This window comes from Acinetobacter sp. Ac8, assembly GCF_055392545.1.
This window is the reverse complement of sequence record NZ_AP043689.1, coordinates 2,546,694-2,571,270: the sequence shown is the minus strand read 5'-3', so window position 1 is coordinate 2,571,270 and position 24,577 is coordinate 2,546,694. Positions and strand designations below refer to the sequence as shown.

Genomic DNA, 24,577 nt, shown 5'->3' with positions numbered 1-24,577 from the left:
TGATATACCTTAAAAGAATGGATGATCGCTGTCTAAGATCAAATTTGCATTTTTTTATATCTTAAAGGTATGGAGTTTGAGATGGAACTCAGGCATTTGCGCTATTTTGTTGCTGTTGTAGAAGAACAAAGTTTTACCAAAGCAGCAGAAAAGCTTTATATTGCTCAGCCTCCACTGAGCAGACAGATTCAAAACCTTGAAGGTGAATTGGGTATCGCGCTTTTTGAACGTGGAAGCCGTCCGTTAAAAACCACAGAAGCAGGACAATTTTTTTATCAACACGCTGTTAAACTTTTGTCTAATGCCGAAGAAGTAAAGTCCATGACCAAGCGAATTGGCTTGATCGAAAAAACGGTGACCATGGGGTTTGTGGGTTCTTTATTGTATGGTTTGTTACCGAAAATCGTTTATATGTTCCGCCAACAGCAGCCACATTTAAAAATTGAGCTGATTGAAATGAGCACCAAAGATCAAATTCAGGCGCTTAAAGAGGGACGTATTGATGTTGGATTTGGACGTTTAAGAATTTCTGATCCTGCCATTAGGCGAGTTTTGTTGCGAGAGGAGCCGTTAATGTTGGCTGTCCATATCAGTCATCATCTCGCGACAGATTCTAAGGGTACTTATTTTGCCGATATTGAAGATGAGAACTTATTTCTTTACCCAAGTCACCCTAAGCCCAATTTTTCTACCCAAGTACGTCATCTGTTTTCCGAGCATGGTCTAGATCCTAAGAATCTAAAAGAAGTTCGAGAAATTCAACTGGCTTTGGGATTGGTTGCTGCGGGTGAAGGCGTATGTATTGTGCCTGAGAGTGCAAAAACCATTCAATTGCCGAATTTAATCTATATCCCATTGTTAGATAGCTCTGCAAAAAGTCCAATTTTTATGGCAATACGTTGTATGGATGAAAGTGAAAATATTCGGTCTTTATTTGATTGTATTTATCAGGTTTATGATTTAGAAGGCTTTCAATATGATCGTGCGAGTTTTACGACGATATATTAGGCTTCTTTCCTAAGTTCTTTTTTAAATCATAAATCAACATAAAATCCCCCTCATCCTAGCCTTCTCCCCCAAGGGAGAAGGGACTTTCAATACCAATTTTATTCACGCCATATGATCATTTTTTCGATTTATGAAAAATCCATTCAGTTCAAGCATTGAATGAAAAGTCATTTATAGATGTTATTATGCGTGAAAAGTAACATATTGAAAAATCAGAACAAGTCGATTGATTGGTTCTAAAACTCTAAAAATATCGAGATAATCATTAAAATAAAAAATAAATCATTGAAAATATAAAGCCCGATTTCTTTAATAATTATTTTTAACCTATTGTTTATTCATTAAAAAATATTAAACCGACTTTTAAGGTATGGATATATATGCAATCGGTTTTGGACAAAAAATAACAGCTGCCTCATTGTTTGAAAAAATTTCGTAGCGTTTCACCGCAGGAGGCAAAAGTGCAAACGAGTAAACTAAATATTAATCGCATCGTGGATGAAGCAAAATTCACCCCTTTTCATTGGGGCGTTCTATTGTGGTGTTTATTAATTATTATTTTTGATGGTTATGATCTGGTTATTTATGGCGTAGCTTTACCTTTATTGATGCAAGAGTGGGGATTAACTGCTGTACAAGCAGGCTTGCTGGCCAGTACAGCACTTTTTGGCATGATGTTTGGTGCAATGAGTTTTGGAACACTGTCTGATAAGTTGGGCCGTAAAAAAACCATCATGATTTGTGTGGCTATTTTTAGTGGATTTACCTTTCTCGGTGCATTTGCATCAACCCCCGTTGAATTTGGGATTCTCAGATTTTTAGCAGGACTTGGTATTGGTGGTGTGATGCCGAACGTGGTGGCTTTAATGACTGAATATGCGCCTAAACGTATACGTAGCACACTGGTCGCTGTGATGTTTAGTGGCTATGCCATTGGTGGTATGACCTCTGCCTTGCTGGGTGCTTGGCTGGTGGTCGATTATGGTTGGAAAATCATGTTTTATATCGCCATTATCCCATTCTTGGCTTTACCACTTATTTGGAAGTTTTTACCTGAATCATTGATGTTTCTAACTCACCAAGGCAAGACCGATCAAGTACGAGAAGTGGTGCAGAAAATTGCACCACAGCAACAGATTCATGCATCGACTCAATTTGAATTAAATGAAGTCACCGCTGGTGATGAAGCACCGTTACGTGCATTGTTTCAGCAAGGCCGTCGATCAAGCACAGTAATGTTCTGGATTGCTTTCTTTATGTGTTTATTGATGGTTTATGCACTCGGAAGTTGGTTGCCTAAACTAATGATCCAAGCAGGCTATTCACTGGGTGCAAGTATGATCTTCTTATTTGCATTAAATATTGGTGGTATGGTTGGTGCAATTGGTGGTGGTGCTTTGGCGGATAAATTTCATATTAAACCCGTATTGACCATCATGTTTACGGTTGGTGCGATTGCGCTCATTTTCCTTGGTTTTAAAAGCCCACAATTCATTCTCTATACCTTGATTGCAATTGCTGGTGCTGCAACCATTGGTTCACAAATTTTACTCTATACCTTTGTTGCACAATTTTATCCAGCAACAGTACGTTCTACAGGTATGGGGTGGGCATCAGGCATTGGACGAATTGGTGCCATTGTTGGACCAGTCTTAACAGGTGCATTGCTGACCCTAGAGTTACCTCACCAAATGAATTTCCTTGTTATCGCTGTTCCAGGATTTATTGCAGCACTGGCAATATTCTTTGTGAATTTAAATGCTTCAGTGGAAAAAACTCAAACGGTCGAAGCAGTAACAACTCAACAAAATATTGTTGGAAATACAATTAACTAAGCTCGTAAACCAAACTTACTCACTGAATTGCTATCTCAGCCCGAATCATGAAGATGACGGCTGCTCAATAAATACGAAAATTAAACCGTAGAGAATAGGATGATTTCTACAATGCATATTTTTAAATACAACATTATTTTGGTGTCAATGGGATTACTTAGCCTAAATATGGCACATGCAGATTCGATGACAGAAGTGGAACAGTTACGTAATGAAGTTAAACAATTACGTGAAATGATTGAACAACAGCAACAGGTGCAAAATAAGCAAATTGTGGCATTGGAAAATAATGTTAAAACGGCACAGGTTGTATCGCAGGCAAAAGATCAAAGCTTTGCACGAACAAAAGCAGGTGCAGAAGTAACACTATATGGGAATATCCGTGCGGATCTATTGTATCAGTCGGAAGGTGGAAGTGCCGATCGACTGTATAATCAGATCAATAGCGTACCGTTTAAAGGCCATAATGAAAGTAGTGATCAATTAAAATCGACTCTTGCAGCGACACGTTTAGGTTTAGATTTTAAAACTGCTGACAAAGATATTTCTGGAAAAATAGAAGTTGATTTCTTGGGCGCGAATGATGGACTTAGAATTCGCCATGCCTATTTTAATTATGGTCAATGGTTGATTGGTCAAACATGGTCTAACTTTGCAGTGCCTGATTATATGCCAGAAACAATTGATGCTTTGGGTTATGTGGGGGGCGCTGTTAAACGTGATGCACAAATTCGTTATACCCATAAATTTAATGCAGAAACACAGCTGGTAACGGCTTTGGAAGATTCCAAAGATGCCTTATCGAATATGCGGATCCCGGTTTTATCAACTCGATTAAATCAATCATTTGCTGATCGAGCGGGTGCATTGAGTTTGCGAGGCATGGTTAGTGAAAAGAGAACAGTTGCTGATAATGAACTCGCTTGGGGTGTTGGACTTGGAGCAAAATACGATATTTCTGCAAAAACTACACTTAAAGCAGATTATTATCATGTTAAAGGCGACTCAAGTTTAGTGTCATGGACGAACCAAGGCTTTGCTATAGATGCCAATAAAAATATCATGGCGCTGAATCAATTTGACTCAATCACTGTGGGGGTGACGCAACAGTTTAACTCACAATGGCGAGGAACATTGGGATATGGCTATATGAAAGCGGATGAAAATCAGGATTATATTCGATATTTGAGTGATCCGACTAAAGCCAATAAAACACTTTGGCAAGCTTGGGCCAATGTATTTTATAGCCCGAAAAAGCCGTTAAGTTTTGGTCTGGAATATGTTTATGGTGAGCGTAAAGCCTTTGTTGCAGCGCCTAATGGACAGGATACAGGTGAGGACAATCGTTTTAATGCAGTTGCGATCTATAATTTTTGATAAATACTTCTATTTAGTCTTCTTGCGAAAGTAAAGTTTTAGAGGATATTAAAATGAGGTGAAGTCTTTAAAAAATATCAAACTTATACCATTCTATAAACGTTAATTCATATGGTGATAAAGTTTGTACGGCCATACCTTGCATTTAAAGTTTAAATATATTTGCGTAGGCGATGCCTCCCTTTTCAGGGATGAAAAGGGATAAAAATCCTCTGTTGGTGTTGGGTGAGAGGTACGTCCTGTGCCTCCACCCAACGGCGACATCCATGTCGCCTCACGATAGAATGACCATGTATGGTTCAATAATGTATAAAGCTGTTTAATTTATATGATGATCAATTTATGGATTGGTATTAAATAACGACTTTAAAAGCATTTTTTAAAAATAACATGAGTAATTTGATGAAAAACCTCTTTTAATTTGATTTAAAAGAGGTTTTTATATTGTTCGTTATTCGTTTAAATTAAGCGGATTCTTTTAAAAATAAACGGATTGCTTGGCTAAATTTTACGGGCTCTGTAATAAGCGGGGTATGCCCTGAACGTTTAAAAATAATATTTTTCGCATTGGCCAAACTGTCAGAAATTTGCATTTGACCTTCAGCAGGATAGAGCGATGACTTTTCCCCAATAAAGAATGTAGTTGGACATTCCAATTGTGAAATTGCCTGACGATAATCTTCATCATGGTTGAGATAATTATCGATATACCAAGTTAAATAATCCATTCGACGGATAGGCAATAAATGTTTTTGTAATTGTGGATGTTTAAGCGCCAAATTAAACATAAATGGGCTTAATTTATTACTGCCCTGAATTTTAATAAAATTTAACCAAATTTGAATCAGCTCAGTTCGTGGTTCAATCGGTAATTCATCGACAAAGCGATAGTTGGAATATTGATGTAAAAAATCAGAGAAGTCTTTTAGCAATCTTTTAATTTTAAAATACTTTTTCCCAAATAATCCAAATTCCCAAGTATCATCCGTTGGGATTTTAGGGGTTTGATCAATGTGTAGATAAGCTTTGAGTTTTTCAGCCAAATTGCCATATTGCATCCCATGCATGGCAGTGGTTGCTCCCATGGAATAACCCATAAGAATAAAATGATCTAAATTTAACTGGTCAATTAAGCTTTCAAGATCACGCCAATGGTTGCTAATCGCATCGATTTCTTGAGGGATCTTACAGGTTCTAGAGCCACCAAATCCACGCCAATCTGGGATATAAAATTTATAATGTTTAATATTAGGCAGTAAAAAGGGAAGCCATTGCCAACTATGCATACCTAAACCAGACAGGACCAGTACAGGTTCACCCTGACCAATTTCACGGACAAATAATTTTTCACCATCTGGCATTGTATAGTGTGGCATGAAGTTTCCTATGAATTCTCTTTATTCTCAAACGCTTTAAGCTGTGGAATGACTTGGTCGAGCCAATTGATCCAGCCCATTTCTAAGTCTATACCCAATTGTAAAATCATTTTGTGAATATATAAAGTTCGATTCAGTTGCTCGATTTGTTCAAAATCTTTGGAAAAAATCTGGCGGTATAGTTTTAAATTTTCACGATGTAATTCTAAATGACGCTCAAGTTCAGGTAAAACAGTATTTCCACCAAATTGTGCTTCTGCCCTTAAGCGAACCATAATTTCTTCACGAAGCTGTGCAGGCTGGCCTTGTTTGACCATCCAGTCAGCCAGTTCGACCCGTCCAAGTTGCTCAACTTGATAGGTTTTTTTACGGCCATGATCAGACTGATCTTCAAGGGTGGAAATCCAGCCTTTCTTTTGCATGCCGTTAAGTTCACGGTAGATTTGTTGATGCGTTGCATTCCAGAAGAATCCCATAGATCGGTCAAAGCGTCGCGCCAATTCAAAACCTGTACTTGGCTTCTCTATCAGACTGGTCAATAAAACATGGGCTAATGACATTGTGTAATATCACATCAACAAAATGAATATAAAGTCATTATGCAACATGTTGCATAAAAATCAAATCTCGATTATAAATACTCACACTATGCAACTTGTTGCATTAAACAGATATGAAGTGTCATTTAACAGATTGATAGCTAGCGAAAGCACGCCAAGGGAGTTCACATGTCTAATTATCCGCATTTACTTGCGCCTTTAGATTTAGGCTTTACCACATTAAAAAACCGTGTATTGATGGGTTCAATGCATGTTGGACTAGAAGAAGTTCAAGGTGGCTATGAACGTATGGCTGCATTTTATGCAGAACGTGCAGCAGGTGGAGTGGGCTTAATTGTGACGGGTGGTATCTCACCCAATGATCATGGGGTAACATTCTTTGGCGGTTCAAAACTGGATCATTTAGAAGAAGCAGAAAAACATAAGGTCATTACCAAAGCTGTGCATGATGCTGGCGGTAAAATTGCATTGCAAATTTTACATACAGGTCGTTACTCGTATCAGCCTGAAAATGTTGCACCATCCGCGATACAAGCGCCAATCAATCCAACTAAACCGCATGCTTTAACTTCAGCAGAAGTTCATCAAACCATTGCAGACTTCGCCAATTGTGCAAAATTGTCACAAATCGCAGGTTATGATGGTGTGGAAATCATGGGATCAGAAGGTTATCTGATCAATGAGTTTATTGCTGCACGTACCAATCACCGCGATGATGAATGGGGCGGAAGTTATGAAAATCGTATCCGTTTCCCGATTGAAATTGTCAGAAGAACACGTCAGGAAGTGGGCGAAAACTTCATCATTATCTATCGTTTATCTATGCTGGATTTGGTTGAGGGTGGTTCTACACTTGAAGAAGTGATTCAACTTGCGAAAGAAATTGAAAAAGCTGGTGCAACCATTATCAATACTGGAATTGGTTGGCACGAAGCACGTATTCCAACCATTGCTACCAAAGTACCGCGTGCCGCATTTACTTGGGTGACCAAAAAATTAAAAGGTTCGGTCAAAGTTCCTTTAGTGACCTCAAACCGTATCAATACACCTGAAATGGCTGAGCATGTCTTGGCTCAAGGCGATGCCGATATTATTTCGATGGCGCGCCCAATGCTTGCAGATTCGCATTTTGTATTGAAAGCTGAACAAGGCCGTGCTGATGAAATCAATACCTGTATCGGTTGTAACCAAGCTTGCTTAGATCATATTTTTTCAATGAAAATTGCAACGTGCTTGGTCAATCCACGTGCATGCTATGAAACTGAACTTATTTTCAAAGAATCGCCAGTTGCTAAAAATATTGCTGTAATTGGGGCAGGTCCAGCAGGACTTAGTTTTGCAACATATGCAGCTGATCGTGGACACAAAGTTACAATCTTTGAAGCATCTAATCAGATTGGTGGTCAGTTTAATATTGCAAAAACCATTCCTGGCAAAGAAGAGTTCTATGAAACTTTACGTTATTTTAAACGTAAAATTGAATTACAACCGAATATCAAACTAGTACTTAACCACACTGCAAGCTATGAAGAATTAGCAACAGGTGACTTTGATGATGTTGTGGTGGCTACAGGTGTAACGCCTCGTCATTTAAATATTGAAGGTATCGATCATCCAAAAGTTTTGTCATATATCGAGGTTTTACGTGAGCGTAAACCTGTCGGTAAAAAAGTAGCAATTATTGGTGCAGGCGGTATTGGTTTTGATACTGCTGAATATCTTTCCCATGAAGGCGAGAGTGGCAGCTTAAATCCACAAAAATTCTATGATGAATGGGGAATTGATACATCCTATGAACATGTCGGTGGCTTGAAACAACCTGAGATTGAACAATCTCCTCGTGAAATCTACTTACTGCAACGTAAAGCCAAATCTGTTGGTGCTGGTTTAGGCAAAACAACAGGTTGGATTCATCGTACTGGTTTAAAACATCGCCATGTCAATATGATTCCTGGTGCAAGTTACGACAAGATTGATGATCAGGGCTTACATATTACAGTTGGCGAAAAAACCATGATTTTAGATGTCGACAATGTGGTGATTTGTGCGGGCCAAGAACCGTATACAGCAATGTTTGATCAACTCCAAGCTGATGGAAAATCTGTACATTTGATTGGTGGTGCGAAAGAAGCGGGTGAGTTAGATGCGAAGCGTGCAATTCGCCAAGGTGCTGAATTAGCAGCTGTGATTTAAAAGGATTAACGCTGTTTGAATTCCTTCTCTTTAAGCCATGTGTAGTGCGAAGTATGCTGCGAGAGAAGGGATTTTATGAATGATCTTTAAAAATAATGGACATAAATTCAAAGTATTTCAAATCAAAGGGATATAAAAAATGAGCTATACAAATACCAAACCTGCAATCCGAAAATGGCACAACATGCTGGAAAGTCGAGACATGAGTCTTTTAAATGAATTACTGGCAGACGATGTGGTTTTTCGTTCACCTGTGGCTTATAACCCCTATGAAGGTAAGCAAGTGGTCTTTTTCATTTTAAGTAATGTGATTCAAATTTTTGAAAACTTTACATATCATCGAGAATTTTTTACAGAAGATGAGCAAAGTGTAGTTTTAGAATTTTCTGCCAATGTGGGTGAAAAAAAATTAAAAGGGATTGATATGATTCGTTTTAATGAACAGGGTCAAATTGTTGATTTTGAAGTGATGATTCGACCAAAAAGTGGTTTGGAAGCATTGGCTGCTCAAATGGGGCAACGTATGGCCAGCTTTATACCTAAAGCCTAATTACGTATATACTGCAATAAATAAAATTAAGCGTGAAAAATTTCTTAATTTTTAAAATGATGATGAGTGATAAAAAGAGTTGAGGTGGAAAATGTCTGTATTATATAAGTTTACTGAGATTAGCCAAGATTTATTGGATCAAGTGACAGGTGCTGAATTACCAAAGCTGTATTTTAATCAGCAAGGGAAAATGTCTGAGATTATCAAGAAACTGCCTCAACTACAGGATAAATATCGTCCTACACCATGGCTCAGCAATACCCATGCTCACCTGTTATATTTTGATTTAATTAAGAAAAAATCCGTTAAGCTGGACTATGATCGAATCGATCAGCTGACCATGCAAGATGGTGGGGTTACGGCAATTTCTTGGTATGGCTACGATTTACCACAAGAAACCCCAACTATCGTGATTATGCATACGATTACAGGCACACCTGACAGTATGCGTGAATTGGTCAAAGATCTCCATGAATATACGGGATGGCGTATTGCATTATGTCTACGCCGTGGGCATGCAGGCTTACCTATGCCTGTTCCTTTAATGTCGATTTTTGGTTCAACTTCTGATTTAAAAGAGCAATTGGCTTCGATTCAAAACACATTCCCACAATCTGATCTTTATGCAGTAGGTTCTTCCGCTGGTACAGGCCTACTTGTGCGTTATCTTGGTGAACAAGGCCTAGATACACCTTTTAAAGCTGCTTTTGCCATGTGCCCTGGTTATGATACCGAGCTTGGATTTCAAAATGTCCATCCTTTCTATACCAAAGTCATGACCAAAAAATTGTTTAAGGCATTTATTAAGCCTTATGAGCAAACATGGACACCATTACATTCTGTACAAAATGTTCTACAAACGAAAACCCTACAAGAGTTTCAAACTGAATATTTTGAAATGGCTGGTTTTTCAGATTATGAAAGCTATTCAAAAGCCACAAATCCAATTTATGTATTTGAAAATGTTAAAATTCCATTAATGATTCTAAACTCAGAAGATGATCCTGTATGTTCAATCAAGAATTTAGAGCCGTTTAAAGAAACTATTCAAAATATGGACAATGTTGTGGTGGTGACAACTAAAAAGGGCAGTCATTGTGGTTTTTATGAAGGACTTAATACCAAATCTTGGGCTTCGCGTTTAATGGCTGATTTTTTAAGACAGTATTCATGATGATACGCAGTATCAATAAATATCTCTTTAAGTTAAAAAACTGACAGATCAGACTATTATCATTTGATTTGTCAGTTTTAATTTTTCAACTGGGCGTTTAATTGATCCTAAGTTGCTAGATTAAGATAAATATTAGACTTCTTTTATGAGTCCATTTTAAAACACAGACCAACATAAAATCCCCCCTCATCCTAGCTTTTGCCCAGTGGGAAAAGGCACTTTCAATATCGATAGATTCACGCTACATGATCATTTTTTGAAGTAAGAAAGATCTTTATTAAAATAAAGGCCTATTTAAGCGCTAAATAATTCCAAACAAAATTTATCTTTTGCGAGTAAATAATATTGCTACGAACGATATAAATATCTTGAAAGAAACTATAACCATCAAGTATTTTTAATTTACTTTCATTTATTTCTTCTTCAATCAGTAAGCGAGGTAGCCAAGCTACACCTAAGCCTTGTAAAGCCAAGGCTTTTAAGTCACTGGCATTATCTGTTTCATATAACGTTCGGTAATTGAGTTTACTTTCTATAATTTTATCTACACATTTTCTCAGATAGGCTTGTTTACTATAGGCCAAAAGGGGGAAGGTTTGGTTGAGTTGATATTTAGGCAATCCATTTTTACTGGCTGTAACAGGTACAATTTGCATATTTACAATTTTATGATAGGTAAAAAGTGTGAGATCCAATTGTTGTAAAGTGAGTTGATCACAATAACAAATTAGAAAATCACAAGAACCTTCTTTTAATAAATGTATCCCTTGTTGCAGATTTGCAGCAATAATTTCTAACTTTAGATCATTATAGTCTGAGTATAGTTTTTGAATAAATTTGGGAAAAAACTGCGTGATGAGTGAGTGTGATACTGCAAATTTAATTGAGAGTTCATTATCCTTAATGTTTTTTTCTAAATACTTTATTGTTGTATCCATTTGGTTCTGAATGTTTTTTGCTGTAGAAAGCAAGACTTGACCAGCATCTGTAAAATCAATGTTTTTACTATAACGCTTTAAAATTTGAAACCCTAACGACTCTTCAATATTTTGTATTCTACGTGTAAAAGCAGATTGAGTGACATGACGTATAGCTGCAGCTTTAGAAATGGATTTTTCTTGGTCTAATGCAAGAAGATCCTCTATCCACCGAATTTCAAGCGTCATGTTCAATCACCAATAAATATTTAACTCAAGCAAAGTATAACAAGTGATATGCAAAAAATGCATACAGATATATTTTTTTACATTGGTCAAGTTTAGATTGTTTCACCTAAGATGAATTGATTATCTTCGTAGAGTTACATTGCAAATGAACATTGAAATTAAAACGAGAACTGAGAAAGATCTATTGGGAATGAAAGAAGTCCCATTTCATTGCTATTACGGTGTACAAACATTAAGAGCGGTTGAGAACTTTAATCTAAGTGTGCATAAATTAAGTCATTTTCCTATTTTTATTCAAGCGCTTGCTATGGTGAAGTCTGCTTGTGTAGAGGCTAATTTTAAATTAAATAAAATTGAAGAAAATAAATATAAAGCGATTCAACATTCATGTCAGCAATTAATAAATGGTTCATACCATAATCAATTCCCTATTGATATGATTCAGGGTGGGGCAGGAACTTCTACAAATATGAATGCAAATGAAGTTATTGCAAACATTGGATTAGAGTTTCTTGGTCATGCAAAAGGCGAATATCAATATCTACATCCCAATAACGATGTAAATATGTCTCAATCGACCAATGATGTATATCCAAGTGCAATAAAAATAGGTCTATTATTTGCATTGGATCAACTCAACGTTCCGTTTCAAAAACTAATTGAAAGCCTAGGTCGCAAAGCTGAAGAGTTCTCTGATATCTTGAAAATGGGACGTACTCAGTTACAAGATGCGGTGCCGATGACATTAGGGCAAGAATTTAATGCTTTTGCGCATACCTTACAAAATGATTTGCAAAAGTTAAATCATATTATGCCTGATTCACTCAGTGTGATTAATTTAGGTGGGACAGCAATCGGTACGGGAATTAATACCGAGGTTGAGTATCGCTTAAATGCCATTCAAGCTTTATCAGAAATCACGGGTAAAAACATTTCAAGCTCGCCTGATTTGATTGAAGCGACTACAGATATGGGTGACTTTGTACTTTTATCGAGTTTACTCAAACGTACTGCAATAAAGTTGTCTAAAATCTCTAATGATTTACGTTTGTTATCGAGTGGGCCGCGTACTGGTATAGGTGAGATACAATTGGAACCACGTCAGCCTGGTAGTTCAATCATGCCAGGAAAAGTAAATCCAGTGATTCCTGAAGCGATGAATTTGGCGTGCTATCAAATTATTGCAAATGATTTAGCAATTACTTTGGCTGCAGAGGGTGGTCAACTACAATTAAATGCGTTTGAACCATTAATTGCGCTTAAACTATTTGAATCTATTGAGTTATTAGGCAAAGCGATGCAAATGCTGAATGAAAAGTGCATCCAAAATATTCGTGCCAATGCAGCGCATTGTCAGCATTTAGTGGATAACTCAATTGGTATCATTACTGTGTTAAACCCATATTTAGGTTATGAAACCACTACACGAATTGCAAAGATGGCAAATGAATCTGGGGAGAGTGTTTTGGCTTTGATCAAAGCAGAGGGATTACTTTCAGATGAAATTTTAGCAGATGTGCTCGCTGTTCATAATATGGTTCAGCCAAAGCAACATGCGGCTTAGTTTTTAAAAGCTACAGGTACAATTAAACTCATTCATGACTTATCATAAGAAATTCAGTTTCATATGGCATATGCAACTGAATACTTATACGGAGTTATAAAAAAAGGGAAATCATCATTTCCCTTTTTTTAGCGATGCAAAATCTTAGTTTTTCAAAGCTGGTGTAGCAGCAGCGATGGCAGCGGCAACAGCATCATCTTCAGATTGTGCTGAACCAGAGCTTGCTTTTGGTGCTGGTGTTTTGGTTTGTGCAGTTTCAGTTTTTACTGACTCTGCTTTTGCAGGCTTCGCCTCAGTTGCAGCAGGTTTACTTTCCGCTTGTGCACTTGGCATAGTTGCATGGGCTTCATGCGTTGCTTCACGGCGAATTTCAGTGCTTGTATTTGCTGTTTCTGTGCGTTCAACTTCTACATGTGCCGGAATTTCGACTTGTTGTGCATTATTCTGCTCAACGCTTGGTAAGCTTTCAAACTGTGTAGGTTCAGAAGTCGCAGGTTGAGCAGTTTCAACTTTCTCTGGCTCAGCTTCTTTAGGCTCTTCTTTTTTTACACAAGCAGATACCAAAAGCGCTGTCGCAATTGCACCACAAATTAAAAATTTCTTATTCATAATGACTCAAAACAAAACGTATTAAAGAGATGTTACTTAGTATAACAGCAAAATGATATTTAAAAATCACCTTATCAAGTGCTAATTTTTTATTGGAAATGCTGATAGAATAGCCAATTGTTTATTGTTCTATGAATTGATGTGAATTGACTTTGCTTTCTTGGTACAAGGTAAAGTAAAATCGCACAACATTGTAGGCCAATTTAGGCTCCATTGTACGAGAAACTTAATGACCCATTTTATATTCGTAACTGGTGGTGTTGTATCATCACTAGGTAAAGGTATTTCAGCTGCTTCAGTTGCTGCACTTTTAGAAGCCCGTGGTTTAAAAGTAACCATGGTCAAAATGGATCCATACATTAATGTCGATCCTGGGACTATGAGCCCATTCCAGCACGGTGAAGTATTTGTCACAGAAGATGGTGCTGAAACTGACTTAGATTTGGGTTATTACGAGCGTTTCTTACGTCGTGCCAAAATGACCAAATTGAATAACTTTACTTCAGGTCGTGTTTATCAAGACGTTTTAAATAAAGAACGTCGTGGTGATTATCTCGGCGGTACAGTACAAGTTATTCCACATATTACGGATAATATTAAAGAACGTGTTCTTCGCGCAGGCGAAGGTTATGACGTTGCCATTGTGGAAATCGGTGGCACAGTAGGTGACATTGAATCTCTCCCATTCATGGAATCTGTACGTCAGTTGATGGTTGAGCTTGGTCATAAACGTACCATGTTGATGCATTTGACTTTATTACCTTATATCAAGTCTGCTGCTGAACTTAAAACCAAACCAACTCAACATTCTGTTAAAGAATTATTGTCGATTGGTATTCAACCAGACATTCTGATTTGTCGTACTGAACATGATGTTGACGCAGATACCACCCGTAAAATTGCACTCTTTACAAACGTTGAAGCGCGTGCTGTTGTGGTGTGTAAAGATGCACGTTCAATTTATCAAATCCCACGTACATTCTATGAACAAAACGTTGATGATTTAATCTGTGAACGTTTTGGTTATGACAGCTTACCTGAAGCCGATCTTTCGGATTGGGATCATGTGGTTGAAGCATTATTGAATCCAGAGTACACAGTTCGTGTGGCGATGGTGGGTAAATATGTTGAATTGCCAGATGCATATAAGTCTGTCAATGAAGCACTTTTACATGCGGGTATTCAAAATCGTGTCAAAGTTCAAATTGACTATATCAATGCTGAAGAGCTTGAAAGCCAAAATCCTGCTGAAGTATTAAAAGATATTGATGCAATATTGGTTCCTGGTGGTTTTGGTGAACGTGGTACTGAAGGCAAAATGCAGGCGATTCAATATGCCCGTGAAAACAAAGTACCTTTCTTGGGTATTTGTTTAGGTATGCAATTGGCCGTGATTGAATTTGCTCGTCATGTTGCTGCTATGCCAGAAGCGACTTCTACAGAGTTTAATCGTTCAACAAAATTCCCATTGATTGGTTTAATTACTGAATGGTTAGATGAACGTGGTGAAATCCAGCATCGTAGTACTGAGTCAAACCTTGGTGGCACAATGCGTTTAGGTGCACAAAAATCAGAATTGGTTGAAGGCACTAAAACACGTGAAGTCTACGGCAAAGCGGAAATTACTGAACGTCATCGTCACCGTTATGAAATGAATGATCGCTTTATTCCTGCAATTGAACAGGCAGGTATGAAAATTTCGGGTTATTCGACAGCGCAACATCTTGTTGAAACTGTAGAAATTCCTGAACATCCTTGGTTTATTGCTGTACAATTCCACCCGGAATTTACAAGTTCACCACGTGATGGACATCCATTATTTGCTAGTTTTATCGATGCCGCTAAAAAGCAGCACCAAAACAGCAAGTAAGTATGTAAGAACTTAAACTAGGAAGTTTAAATGTCACAATTAAAACCACAAGAAATTGTACGTTTAGGCGATATACAAATGGCAAATCACTTGCCATTTGTATTATTCGGCGGCATGAACGTACTTGAGTCGAAAGACTTGGCTTTTGAAATTGCAGAAACGTATGTCGATATCTGTACTCGTTTAGAGATACCGTATGTATTTAAAGCCAGTTTTGATAAAGCTAATCGTTCAAGTTTACATTCGTTCCGTGGCCCCGGTTTGGAAAAAGGCATCGAATGGTTAGGCGACATTAAAAAGCATTTTAATGTTCCGATTATTACCGATGTTCATGAACCTCACCAAGCTGCAGCTGTCGCTGAAGTTGCTGACATTATCCAGCTTCCTGCATTTCTCAGTCGTCAGACTGATTTGGTTGAAGCAATGGCGAAAACTCAAGCCATTATCAACATCAAAAAAGCACAATTCCTTTCTCCTCGTGAAATGAGCCATATTCTAAACAAATGTTTAGAAGCGGGTAATAACAAGCTCATTTTGTGTGAACGTGGTACGTCATTTGGCTATAACAACTTAGTTGTTGATATGTTGGGTTTCGACATCATGAAAGAAATGAATGTGCCAGTATTTTTTGATGTCACGCATGCATTGCAAACACCGGGCGGTCGTGCTGATTCAGCAGGTGGTCGTCGTGCGCAAATCACGACCTTAGCACGTGCGGGTATGGCAACAGGGCTTGCAGGTTTATTTTTAGAAAGTCATCCAGACCCTGAAAATGCAAAATGTGATGGTCCTTGTGCATTACGTATGTCACAGCTTGAGCCATTTTTAGCACAGTTAAAAGAATTGGATACCTTAGTTAAAGGTTTCAAAAAGTTAGATACACATTGATGCGCTTAGAAAGCATCTTATTTTTAATCAACTGAGGAATTATTCATGAGCCAAATCGTTGACATTCGTGCACGTGAAATTTTGGACTCTCGTGGTAACCCAACCATCGAAGCAGACGTAATCCTAGACTCTGGCGTTGTTGGCCGTGCATGTGCACCATCTGGTGCTTCAACTGGTTCTCGTGAAGCTTTAGAACTTCGTGACGGTGATCAATCACGTTACTTAGGTAAAGGTGTTCGCACTGCAGTTCAAAACGTAAATGGTCAAATCAAAGACTTATTAAAAGGTCAAAACGTATTTGAACAAAAAGCGCTTGATGACAAAATGATTGCGCTTGATGGCACTGAAAACAAAGAAAAATTAGGTGCAAACGCAACATTGGCTGTATCTTTGGCGGCTGCACGTGCGGCTGCTGTTGAGAAGAAAACTGAATTGTTCCAATACATTGCAGATCTTCGTGGTCAAACAACTTTGTCTATGCCTGTTCCAATGATGAACATCTTGAACGGTGGCGCACATGCGGACAACACTGTTGATATTCAAGAATTCATGATTGAGCCTGTAGGTTTCACATCTTTTGCTGAATCTTTGCGTGCTGGTGCTGAAATTTTCCATGCTTTGAAATCTGTATTGAAAAAGCAAGGTTTAAATACAGCAGTTGGTGATGAAGGTGGTTTTGCACCTAACTTACGTTCAAATGAAGAAGCAATTACTGTTATTCTTTCTGCAATTGAAACAACTGGTTATAAAGCAGGTTCTGATATTATGCTTGCGCTTGATTGTGCATCTTCAGAATTCTACAAAAATGGTCAATATATTCTTGCGGGTGAAGGCAACAAAGCATTCACAAGCAACCAATTTGCTGACTATCTTGCTGGCCTTGTTAAACAATATCCAATTATCTCAATTGAAGATGGTTTAGATGAGTCTGACTGGGAAGGTTGGAGCTATTTAACTTCTATCCTTGGTGATAAAATCCAATTGGTTGGTGACGATTTGTTCGTTACAAACCCTAAGATTTTACAACGTGGTATTGATGAGAAAGTAGGTAACTCTATCTTAATCAAATACAACCAAATCGGTACTTTGTCTGAAACTTTAGATGCAATCTATCTTGCTAAAGCCAATGGTTATAGCACTGTGATTTCACACCGTTCTGGTGAAACTGAAGATTCTACAATTGCAGATCTTGCAGTGGGTACAGCAGCGGGTCAAATCAAGACTGGTTCACTCTGCCGTTCTGACCGTGTTGCAAAATATAACCAATTGCTTCGTATTGAAGAATTGACTCATGCTGCTTATCGCGGTAAAGCTGAGTTTAAAGGTTTAAATTAATATCTTTTATTGATTTAAATTAAAAAAAAGCCATTCTTTTATTTGATATAGGGAATGGCTTTTATATACGCTAAAAAATAATCCTGAATAGTCTGCTTTAAGTGAAATTTAATATCATGTAATTGATTGATAATAAAATTTAAGGTGAAAATTTAATTAACTTAGTTTATTGAAAAAGAAAATTTATAATAAATAATATCGCGATATGTGAGTTTTTAGCATAAAGATAATTTTTAGATGTTTAATTACAAAGTAGATTATTGATCACCCACTTATTTTTTATAAAGAAAGAAAACTTATTTTGTTCTAGTTTTGCAGTTTTCGCATAGTTTAGTGTTCTTCATACAAAATATTTGATGTATATTAGCATCTTAATTTAATGCTGTTACTCAAGACGCAAATCCATGTTAGAAGTCTTTAAAACAACTTCAAGTAAAGTGATTGCAGTACTCGCGATTTTAATCGTTGTGGTATTACAATATCGCTTTTGGTTCGGTGAGGGTGGTCATTTCCCTCATCAAGCTTTACTACAGCAAATTGAACAGCAAGCTGAAGTCAATGCTGAGTTAAAAGAACGCAACCGAATTCTTGCTGCTGAAGTGTATGATTTAAAAAATGGTGCTGAAGCCATAGAAGAACATGCACGTTTAGACCTTGGTCTAGTCAAGCCACATGAAACTTTTGTACAGATGAGTACCATCAGTACCCATTACAAACCTATTTATACCGATCCAAGTGTAGATTTAAGAACCAATGAAGATGACAACGAACCTGCGCCAGAACAACCGTAAAATTTGGGCAATTGTTCCTGCGGCTGGCTCAGGGCGTCGTTTTTCAAAAACCGAACTTAAACAATACCAAGTCATCCAAAATCAAACAGTGTTAGCGCATACCATAGCGCGTCTAAACGATTTACCGCTTGCGGGTTATGTACTCGCTGTTGGTGAGCAAGACCATTATGCGCAAACATTGCCATTAAAAAATAAACATTTGAGTCATTTTTGTTTGGGTGGTGCAGAGCGTGTTGATTCGGTTTTAAATGCGTTGCGTTATTTAGAACAATTTGCGCAAGCCGATGATTTGGTTTTTGTACATGATGCTGCTCGTCCTTGTGTGACACAACAATGTCTTGAAAACTTAGTCGATACCGCAATAAACCTAAACAGCAGTGCAATTCTTGCAATTCCTGTAAGAGACACTTTGAAGTGTGTTGAAAATCAGCAAGATATCAATAAAACAGTCAGTCGGGATCAATTGTGGCAAGCACAGACACCACAAATTTCTACCTTTTCAAAGCTTAAAACAGCAATCGAAACGGCTTTAGCGAATAATATTGTCATTACAGACGAGGCGAGTGCATTGGAATATATCAATGAACCTGTCAAAGTGGTCATGGGGCGTTCTGATAATATTAAAATTACCTATCCAGACGATTTGGAGTTGGCCAAGTTAATTTTGCAATCGCAGCAATAAAACAACGAAAATAAAAATAATTATGCATTGATTGATTTTCTCAACCGCTATTTATCTCTATAATTTGACCAGATTAAACTAGGTTTAAGATTTGTATTCATGACACCATCGCCACAGTATAAGTTTTTACGTCAATCAGTCAGAGATGGTTTAAGTATTAATCAAAAAGTTTCAAGGTGGGACAAACTACACCTTGATCCTTGGTTATTAGGCTTTTTAATTATCAATGCGATTTTGGGTTTATTGATGGTCTATAGCGCATCTTCTGAAGATATGTCTATGGTCATTCGACAAGCCGTGAGTTTCGGTGTTGGTTTTGTTTTACTTTTTATTTGCGCACAAATTCCACCAAAAGTATATCAAGCGATTAGTCCTTGGTTTTATTTGTTTGCAATTTTGTTGTTGATTCTGGTTTTATTGGTCGGTGATGTTCGATTAGGCGCAAAGCGCTGGCTGACTATTCCTGGGATTGGCAGTATGCAACCCAGCGAATTTATGAAGTTTGCCATGCCATTGATGATGGCATGGTATTTTGCACGTAACCCGTTGCCGCCTAAGTTTAAACACATTGTAATTGCCTTGGTCATCATGATGGTGCCTTTCGTATTGGCGTTGTTACAGCCAGATTTGGCAATTGGTATCGTGATTGGTGGTGTGTTTGCTTTGTTTTTAAGTGGCATGTCGTGGACTCTAATTATTGGGACCTTAGCGGCATTGGCACTGGCTTTTCCTTTAATTTGGACTTTTGTATTACAAGCTTATCAAAAGAAAAGGATTATGACCTTATTTGACCCTGAGTCAGATGCGCTTGGGGCAGGATGGAACATTATCCAATCTAAAATTGCGATTGGTTCAGGTGGAATGACTGGGCGTGGATTCTTAGAAGGAACACAGTCTCAGCTCGGTTATTTACCTGAACATCATACTGATTTTATTATGTCGACCTATGCTGAAGAATTTGGCTTTATTGGGGTGTTCTTCTTATTTGCACTTTATACCGCAATGATTTTTAGATGTATGATCATTAGCTTAAGCAGCTTCCATAACTATGGCCGTTTATTGGCAGGTACGATTGGTTTGTCTTTGTTTTTCTATGTATTTGTAAACTCGGGTATGGTCAGTGGGATTTTACCTGTAACTGGCGATCCATTACCGCTGATGAGTTATGGCGGATCAGCCGTAATTGCATTGTTAGCGAGTTTTGGTATCGTCATGTCTATCCATACGCATAAATAAAATCTTTGCAATTTAGAATTTCTCAATCTAAAGCTATTCCTTCTCTTTTTTAAGAGAAGGATGGTATCAAACATAAATAAAAATATTTTTCTTGGAATCTAATCGCTTATATAGTCAACCTGTCAAAAGCTCAGATACAAAAATACAGTTTCTCCTCATTAATAAAGATCTTTCATAAATCAAAATATGATCCTGTGGAGTGAATTATATTGGTATTGAAAGTTTCTTCTCCCTGTGGGAGAAGGCTAGGATGAGGGAGCTTTAGTTTCAAAATTTTAAAAGACTTAAGCTTCATTTATGATCAGTGACTTGATAGAAATCACTTTTATGAATAATTAGGTGGTTTGACTATAGCTTACTGATAGTTTAAAAATCATGTGATATTGTGAATGATTCATCTATTTAAAGTTGAATCAAAGCTGACATTTCAACATCAAATCGGTATTGCTAAATCTGTTCTAAGTGCTAAATTAAAATAGTCATATAAATTATTTCTCTAACTACATCATTTTTATTATAAGACGATTAATTCGTATAAGGTTCGGTTCAGTATGCATATCATCATCATGGGGGCAGGTGTTATTGGTACAACATCCGCCTACTATCTAAAACAAGCAGGTCATGAAGTCACTGTGATTGATCGACAACCCAATGTGGCTTTAGAAACCAGTTTTGCCAATGCTGGGCAGATTTCTCCGGGTTATGCATCACCTTGGGCTGCGCCAGGTATTCCACTAAAAGCGTTTAAATGGATGTTTCAACCACATTCACCATTGGCGATTAAGCTAACAGGTGATATGCATCAGTATCAGTGGATGGTCCGGATGTTAGCTGAATGTAATATCAATCGTTACCAGATCAATAAAGAGCGAATGGTGCGAATTTCTGAATATAGCCGTGACTGTCTGGATGAGTTACGTGCAGAGACCAAAATTCATTTTGATGAACGTCAACTAGGCACATTACAACTTTTTCGTAAACAACATCAATTGGATGTGGCAGGCAAAGATACTGAAGTTTTAAAACATGAAGGTGTACCATTTGAGTTGTTGGATAAAGCTGGGGTTATCAAGGCTGAACCTGCTTTAGCCCATGCAACAGTTGATTTTGTTGGTGGTTTGCGTTTACCCAATGACCAGACAGGTGATTGTCAAAAATTCACAACAGAGTTGGCGGAACTTGCTGCCAAACAAGGGGTCAATTTTTTATTTAATACGGTAATCGAATCAATCGAAAAAGATGCTGAACGGATTACCGCGATTCACTTGAAAGATGGTAGCAAAATCAAGGGAGATGCTTATGTCATGGCATTGGGCAGTTATAGTCATGAAATGCTCAAACAATTGGAGATAGATGCACCTGTATACCCATTAAAAGGCTATTCGATCACCACCAAAATTGTTGATCCTGCACTATCACCTGTTTCTACAATCTTAGATGAGTCTTATAAAATTGCCTTAACCCGTTTTGATGATCGAATTCGTGTAGGGGGTATGGCTGAAATTAATGGTTTTGATCGCTCTTTAAAATCTAGCCGTGAAGACACTTTGCTTATGGTTTTACAACAATTATTTCCAAATGCAAGTGACATATCAGATGCACATTTCTGGACGGGTTTAAGACCAGCCACGCCAGATGGCACCCCGATTGTTGGTAAAACAAGGTATCAAAATCTATATACCAATACAGGGCATGGCACCTTAGGTTGGACTATGTCATGTGGTTCAGCAAAATTATTATCCGATATTATTTCTGGAACCACACCACAAATTGAATATGATGATTTGAATGTGTTCAGATATGACTCAGTGAATCACTAAGATGATTGTTAAAACGCTATGAATCAAAATCATCAAGTGGCAGAACAGGAAATTTCATTTTCCAATGTGCATTTTTGGCATTGGTTTCTGCTTTTATTCCGTGGTTTTGATGAAGAAAAAGAGCTGAATTTAGATGAGGCGATTCAGGAAGCGGTTGGTTTAGATCCGTATAGCAAGGAATTGGCAGCGTGGTATCAATCATTTCTACCCAGTGAAAATAATAGCATTCGAAATTATCAATTTTCCATTAGTGCGGATATTCGGGTAGATATCCAGTTTACCCAAGAGCAGATTAATTATTATCTCAATGATCTATATATAGGCAATCTGGGTGGGCACTTTGAAGCATGGTTTTTTACCCTAAAAGAACTTTTGAGTTTTCAATTGAATGATCAGCATTTCTTATTATTGTTAACGATGTTGGGTGTTGAACCTCAACAGACTTTAGAGGCTAAAATTCAAATATCAAAAAGATTAAATAACATTCCGTCATTTCAAGGGCAACAAGATTACATCGCAAATTGTATTGTGAATGGTTTAAAGATGAATCAAGAATTTTATCAGGATGAACAAATCGGGATATTAAATCGACAAAATCATAGTATGCGTAATGTTGAGTTATATCCTGATGATTTGGAACATATAAAAACCATTAATCTTATTTTAAAGCATGAATAAATATGAAAATAATAATAAAAGCGTTGTTTACCGCGATTAGAAATGGAGAAATGAAAAACATTCGCTGTAACTTTGCAAGATATTCGACAACTTTTCAAGAATTGACAAAGCTTGATGCTGACTTCAATCAAGCTACAACAGAGCCAGAGTCGCTGAACAAGTTAATCGCTAAGCTATTTAATTCTTAAGCAATTTAAAGATCTTAATTTTTAATTTAAAAATTAGAGAATAATTGAACATATTTTACTTGTATTCGAACAAATTCATGGCATATTAATTGCTAATACAAGGAAAGATGATTGCAGGAGAGAAGTCTCTTGTGGACTCGCCGAAGGAGCAACGACCCCGGAAACTCTCAGGCAAAAGGACTGTAATCATTGTAAAACCTCTGGAGAGAAGTCATTCTATTGAAAACAAAAAAGAAATGACTCACCGAAGGGGATGGTAAAGCCTAAATAGTTTAGGTTTTTATCGAAGCTCTCAGGTACACATGACAGATGGGGCATACATTGACAATGTAATAAAAAAATATTGCATTTCAACGGAGTGTGCGTATGTGTCATGTCGTCATTATTGGTTCTGGTATTACAGGTGTTACCTCTGCCTATGAACTTGCTCAATTAGGTTATCAAGTTACTGTTATTGATAAACATTTATTTCCTGCTATGGAAACATCTTTTGCCAATGGCGGGCAGCTGTCTGCATGTAATGCTGAAGTGTGGAATCAAAAATCCACTGTGTTAAAAGGCATTAAATGGATGGCGAAGAAAGATGCACCATTATTGCTCAATCCATCTTTTGATTTGCACAAATATGCATGGCTGGTCGAATTCCTTGGCAATATCAAACACTATGAAGCAAATACTCAAAATACAGTGAAAATGGCACTTTTAGCGCGTCAAAGGCTATTTAATATTGCTGAACAAGAAGGGATAGATTTTGACTTAGAAAAACGAGGCATCTTGCATTTCTATCATTCGGAATATGATTATAAAGTTGCAACTAGTGTAAATGAATTGCTATGTAAAGGTGGTCTAGAACGCCATGCAGTGACCAATGAAGAAATTAAATCCATCGAACCGAGTTTGACAGGTGAATACTATGGTGGTTTTTATTGCCCAGGTGATGCAACTGGTGATATCCATAAATTTACTACGGGACTTGCCAAAGCCACTGAAAAATATGGGGTAAAATATTTATTTGGTATGGAAGTTGTTGATGTAGAGCACACAGCCAACGGGGTGAATATTAAATACCACTCAAGTGTTGAAAATATGGAAGGCAGCTCAGTAGCAATCGAACAACTCAGTGCAGATGCCGTGGTGATTTGTGGTGGTGTTGGCAGTTACCAATTGGCCAATCAATTGGGCGATCGTGTGAATGTTTATCCTGTAAAAGGCTATTCAATCACCGTACAATTGGATGATGAAAAAAGTATCAATGGCGCACCTTGGGTCAGCTTGCTCGATGAAAGTGCGAAAATCGTCACGTCACGATTAGGTGCTAATCGTTTACGTATTGCTGGAACTGCTGAATTTAATGGCTATAATCGAGATATCCGCTCAGATCGTATCCAACCTTTAACAGATTGGGTTAATAAGAATTTCAATATTTCAACCGAGCATTGTATCCCGTGGGCGGGTTTACGTCCGATGATGCCGAATATGATGCCAGTGGTAAAACGTGGAAAACGTGAACGGGTATTTTATAATACAGGGCATGGACATTTAGGCTGGACGTTGTCTGCTGCAACAGCTGTGATGATTAGTCAGGAAATTGCAAGCTCGCATCCGATTTAATCGTATAGGCAATACTTTGGTATTTGCACTCTGGTGAATGTCGATATTCACCAGAGTGCTGATAAA

The 24,577-nt window shown here is 37.6% G+C and carries 20 protein-coding genes and 1 riboswitch; of the genes, 16 read left to right on the top strand and 4 right to left on the bottom strand.

The features are described from left to right. Positions 1–81: 81 nt before the first annotated feature. The 3 genes from ACZ5QH_RS12170 (at position 82) to ACZ5QH_RS12160 (ending at position 4,220) form a co-directional block, all read left to right on the top strand. Positions 82–1,008, top strand: coding sequence for a LysR family transcriptional regulator (locus ACZ5QH_RS12170; RefSeq protein ID WP_004821871.1), 927 nt, complete (start codon positions 82–84; stop codon positions 1,006–1,008). Between the two features lie 461 nt (positions 1,009–1,469). Next, a complete protein-coding gene (locus ACZ5QH_RS12165; protein WP_303576885.1) occupies positions 1,470–2,843 on the top strand; it encodes an MFS transporter in 1,374 nt (457 codons plus the stop codon). Between the two features lie 111 nt (positions 2,844–2,954). Next, on the top strand, positions 2,955–4,220 hold the full coding sequence (locus tag ACZ5QH_RS12160; protein ID WP_303576886.1) for a DcaP family trimeric outer membrane transporter: 1,266 nt from the start codon (positions 2,955–2,957) through the stop codon (positions 4,218–4,220). 464 nt (positions 4,221–4,684) lie between these two features. Here ACZ5QH_RS12160 and ACZ5QH_RS12155 read toward each other — a convergent pair whose 3' ends face one another. Continuing rightward, positions 4,685–5,596, bottom strand: a complete 912-nt coding sequence (locus ACZ5QH_RS12155; RefSeq protein ID WP_303576887.1) for an alpha/beta fold hydrolase — start codon at positions 5,594–5,596, stop codon at positions 4,685–4,687. 8 nt (positions 5,597–5,604) lie between these two features. Continuing rightward, complete coding sequence (locus ACZ5QH_RS12150) at positions 5,605–6,156, bottom strand: PadR family transcriptional regulator (RefSeq protein ID WP_303576888.1); 552 nt, start codon at positions 6,154–6,156, stop codon at positions 5,605–5,607. A gap of 168 nt (positions 6,157–6,324) precedes the next feature. On the opposite strand from ACZ5QH_RS12150, the gene ACZ5QH_RS12145 reads away from it, so the two are divergent. The 3 genes from ACZ5QH_RS12145 (at position 6,325) to ACZ5QH_RS12135 (ending at position 10,073) form a co-directional block, all read left to right on the top strand. Next, on the top strand, positions 6,325–8,349 hold the full coding sequence (locus tag ACZ5QH_RS12145; protein ID WP_303576889.1) for an NADPH-dependent 2,4-dienoyl-CoA reductase: 2,025 nt from the start codon (positions 6,325–6,327) through the stop codon (positions 8,347–8,349). 139 nt (positions 8,350–8,488) lie between these two features. Then, positions 8,489–8,899, top strand: a complete 411-nt coding sequence (locus ACZ5QH_RS12140) for a nuclear transport factor 2 family protein (protein WP_056511542.1) — start codon at positions 8,489–8,491, stop codon at positions 8,897–8,899. A gap of 91 nt (positions 8,900–8,990) precedes the next feature. After that, on the top strand, positions 8,991–10,073 hold the full coding sequence (locus ACZ5QH_RS12135; RefSeq protein ID WP_303576890.1) for a YheT family hydrolase: 1,083 nt from the start codon (positions 8,991–8,993) through the stop codon (positions 10,071–10,073). Positions 10,074–10,363: 290 nt separating this feature from the next. On the opposite strand, the gene ACZ5QH_RS12130 is transcribed toward ACZ5QH_RS12135, so the two are convergent. Beyond that, on the bottom strand, positions 10,364–11,239 hold the full coding sequence (locus tag ACZ5QH_RS12130; RefSeq protein WP_004821857.1) for a LysR substrate-binding domain-containing protein: 876 nt from the start codon (positions 11,237–11,239) through the stop codon (positions 10,364–10,366). Between the two features lie 145 nt (positions 11,240–11,384). Between ACZ5QH_RS12130 and ACZ5QH_RS12125 the strand changes: the two genes are divergently transcribed. Further along, positions 11,385–12,803: an aspartate ammonia-lyase gene (locus tag ACZ5QH_RS12125; RefSeq protein WP_303576891.1), complete on the top strand. Its 1,419-nt coding sequence runs from the start codon at positions 11,385–11,387 to the stop codon at positions 12,801–12,803. Between the two features lie 144 nt (positions 12,804–12,947). Here the strand turns inward: ACZ5QH_RS12125 and ACZ5QH_RS12120 are convergent, their stop codons facing one another. Next, the gene (locus ACZ5QH_RS12120; protein WP_303576892.1) at positions 12,948–13,412 is read right to left on the bottom strand and encodes an internalin; all 465 of its coding nucleotides are present in this window, start codon (positions 13,410–13,412) and stop codon (positions 12,948–12,950) included. Between the two features lie 229 nt (positions 13,413–13,641). Between ACZ5QH_RS12120 and ACZ5QH_RS12115 the strand changes: the two genes are divergently transcribed. From ACZ5QH_RS12115 to ACZ5QH_RS12075, 9 genes are all read left to right on the top strand, one after another. Further along, positions 13,642–15,282: a CTP synthase gene (locus ACZ5QH_RS12115; RefSeq protein ID WP_303576893.1), complete on the top strand. Its 1,641-nt coding sequence runs from the start codon at positions 13,642–13,644 to the stop codon at positions 15,280–15,282. Between the two features lie 30 nt (positions 15,283–15,312). After that, complete coding sequence (gene kdsA, locus ACZ5QH_RS12110; RefSeq protein ID WP_004719923.1) at positions 15,313–16,170, top strand: 3-deoxy-8-phosphooctulonate synthase; 858 nt, start codon at positions 15,313–15,315, stop codon at positions 16,168–16,170. Between the two features lie 45 nt (positions 16,171–16,215). Next, positions 16,216–17,505 (top strand): phosphopyruvate hydratase, encoded by a 1,290-nt coding sequence (gene eno / locus ACZ5QH_RS12105; RefSeq protein ID WP_004719930.1) that lies wholly within the window; start codon positions 16,216–16,218, stop codon positions 17,503–17,505. A 404-nt stretch (positions 17,506–17,909) separates the two neighbouring features. Continuing rightward, positions 17,910–18,296, top strand: coding sequence for a cell division protein FtsB (gene ftsB, locus ACZ5QH_RS12100; protein WP_004719933.1), 387 nt, complete (start codon positions 17,910–17,912; stop codon positions 18,294–18,296). Then, positions 18,259–18,978 (top strand): 2-C-methyl-D-erythritol 4-phosphate cytidylyltransferase, encoded by a 720-nt coding sequence (gene ispD, locus ACZ5QH_RS12095; RefSeq protein ID WP_034615302.1) that lies wholly within the window; start codon positions 18,259–18,261, stop codon positions 18,976–18,978. The genes ftsB and ispD overlap by 38 nt, the downstream gene beginning before the upstream one ends. A 99-nt stretch (positions 18,979–19,077) precedes the next feature. Then, positions 19,078–20,214, top strand: a complete 1,137-nt coding sequence (gene rodA, locus ACZ5QH_RS12090) for a rod shape-determining protein RodA (RefSeq protein ID WP_004719936.1) — start codon at positions 19,078–19,080, stop codon at positions 20,212–20,214. Between the two features lie 551 nt (positions 20,215–20,765). Beyond that, positions 20,766–22,034 (top strand): D-amino acid dehydrogenase, encoded by a 1,269-nt coding sequence (locus ACZ5QH_RS12085; protein WP_004719943.1) that lies wholly within the window; start codon positions 20,766–20,768, stop codon positions 22,032–22,034. Between the two features lie 18 nt (positions 22,035–22,052). After that, on the top strand, positions 22,053–22,712 hold the full coding sequence (locus ACZ5QH_RS12080; RefSeq protein WP_004821845.1) for an Imm19 family immunity protein: 660 nt from the start codon (positions 22,053–22,055) through the stop codon (positions 22,710–22,712). 292 nt (positions 22,713–23,004) lie between these two features. Then, positions 23,005–23,093: riboswitch (glycine riboswitch) on the top strand. A gap of 173 nt (positions 23,094–23,266) precedes the next feature. After that, complete coding sequence (locus tag ACZ5QH_RS12075; protein WP_303576894.1) at positions 23,267–24,511, top strand: D-amino acid dehydrogenase; 1,245 nt, start codon at positions 23,267–23,269, stop codon at positions 24,509–24,511. Positions 24,512–24,577 lie beyond the last annotated feature (66 nt).

Bases quoted from the DNA above. Each gene is read 5' to 3' on its own strand.
- ACZ5QH_RS12155 (WP_303576887.1), bottom strand. From the start codon at position 5,596: ATGCCACACTATACAATGCCAGATGGTGAAAAATTATTTGTCCGTGAA.
- ACZ5QH_RS12160 (WP_303576886.1), top strand. From the start codon at position 2,955: ATGCATATTTTTAAATACAACATTATTTTGGTGTCAATGGGATTACTT.
- ACZ5QH_RS12075 (WP_303576894.1), top strand. From the start codon at position 23,267: ATGTGTCATGTCGTCATTATTGGTTCTGGTATTACAGGTGTTACCTCT.
- ACZ5QH_RS12120 (WP_303576892.1), bottom strand. From the start codon at position 13,412: ATGAATAAGAAATTTTTAATTTGTGGTGCAATTGCGACAGCGCTTTTG.
- ACZ5QH_RS12085 (WP_004719943.1), top strand. From the start codon at position 20,766: ATGCATATCATCATCATGGGGGCAGGTGTTATTGGTACAACATCCGCC.
- ACZ5QH_RS12170 (WP_004821871.1), top strand. From the start codon at position 82: ATGGAACTCAGGCATTTGCGCTATTTTGTTGCTGTTGTAGAAGAACAA.
- ACZ5QH_RS12150 (WP_303576888.1), bottom strand. From the start codon at position 6,156: ATGTCATTAGCCCATGTTTTATTGACCAGTCTGATAGAGAAGCCAAGT.
- ACZ5QH_RS12115 (WP_303576893.1), top strand. From the start codon at position 13,642: ATGACCCATTTTATATTCGTAACTGGTGGTGTTGTATCATCACTAGGT.
- ACZ5QH_RS12130 (WP_004821857.1), bottom strand. From the start codon at position 11,239: ATGACGCTTGAAATTCGGTGGATAGAGGATCTTCTTGCATTAGACCAA.
- ACZ5QH_RS12080 (WP_004821845.1), top strand. From the start codon at position 22,053: ATGAATCAAAATCATCAAGTGGCAGAACAGGAAATTTCATTTTCCAAT.
- rodA (WP_004719936.1), top strand. From the start codon at position 19,078: ATGACACCATCGCCACAGTATAAGTTTTTACGTCAATCAGTCAGAGAT.
- eno (WP_004719930.1), top strand. From the start codon at position 16,216: ATGAGCCAAATCGTTGACATTCGTGCACGTGAAATTTTGGACTCTCGT.
- kdsA (WP_004719923.1), top strand. From the start codon at position 15,313: ATGTCACAATTAAAACCACAAGAAATTGTACGTTTAGGCGATATACAA.
- ACZ5QH_RS12140 (WP_056511542.1), top strand. From the start codon at position 8,489: ATGAGCTATACAAATACCAAACCTGCAATCCGAAAATGGCACAACATG.
- ACZ5QH_RS12125 (WP_303576891.1), top strand. From the start codon at position 11,385: ATGAACATTGAAATTAAAACGAGAACTGAGAAAGATCTATTGGGAATG.
- ACZ5QH_RS12145 (WP_303576889.1), top strand. From the start codon at position 6,325: ATGTCTAATTATCCGCATTTACTTGCGCCTTTAGATTTAGGCTTTACC.
- ispD (WP_034615302.1), top strand. From the start codon at position 18,259: ATGAAGATGACAACGAACCTGCGCCAGAACAACCGTAAAATTTGGGCA.
- ACZ5QH_RS12135 (WP_303576890.1), top strand. From the start codon at position 8,991: ATGTCTGTATTATATAAGTTTACTGAGATTAGCCAAGATTTATTGGAT.
- ftsB (WP_004719933.1), top strand. From the start codon at position 17,910: ATGTTAGAAGTCTTTAAAACAACTTCAAGTAAAGTGATTGCAGTACTC.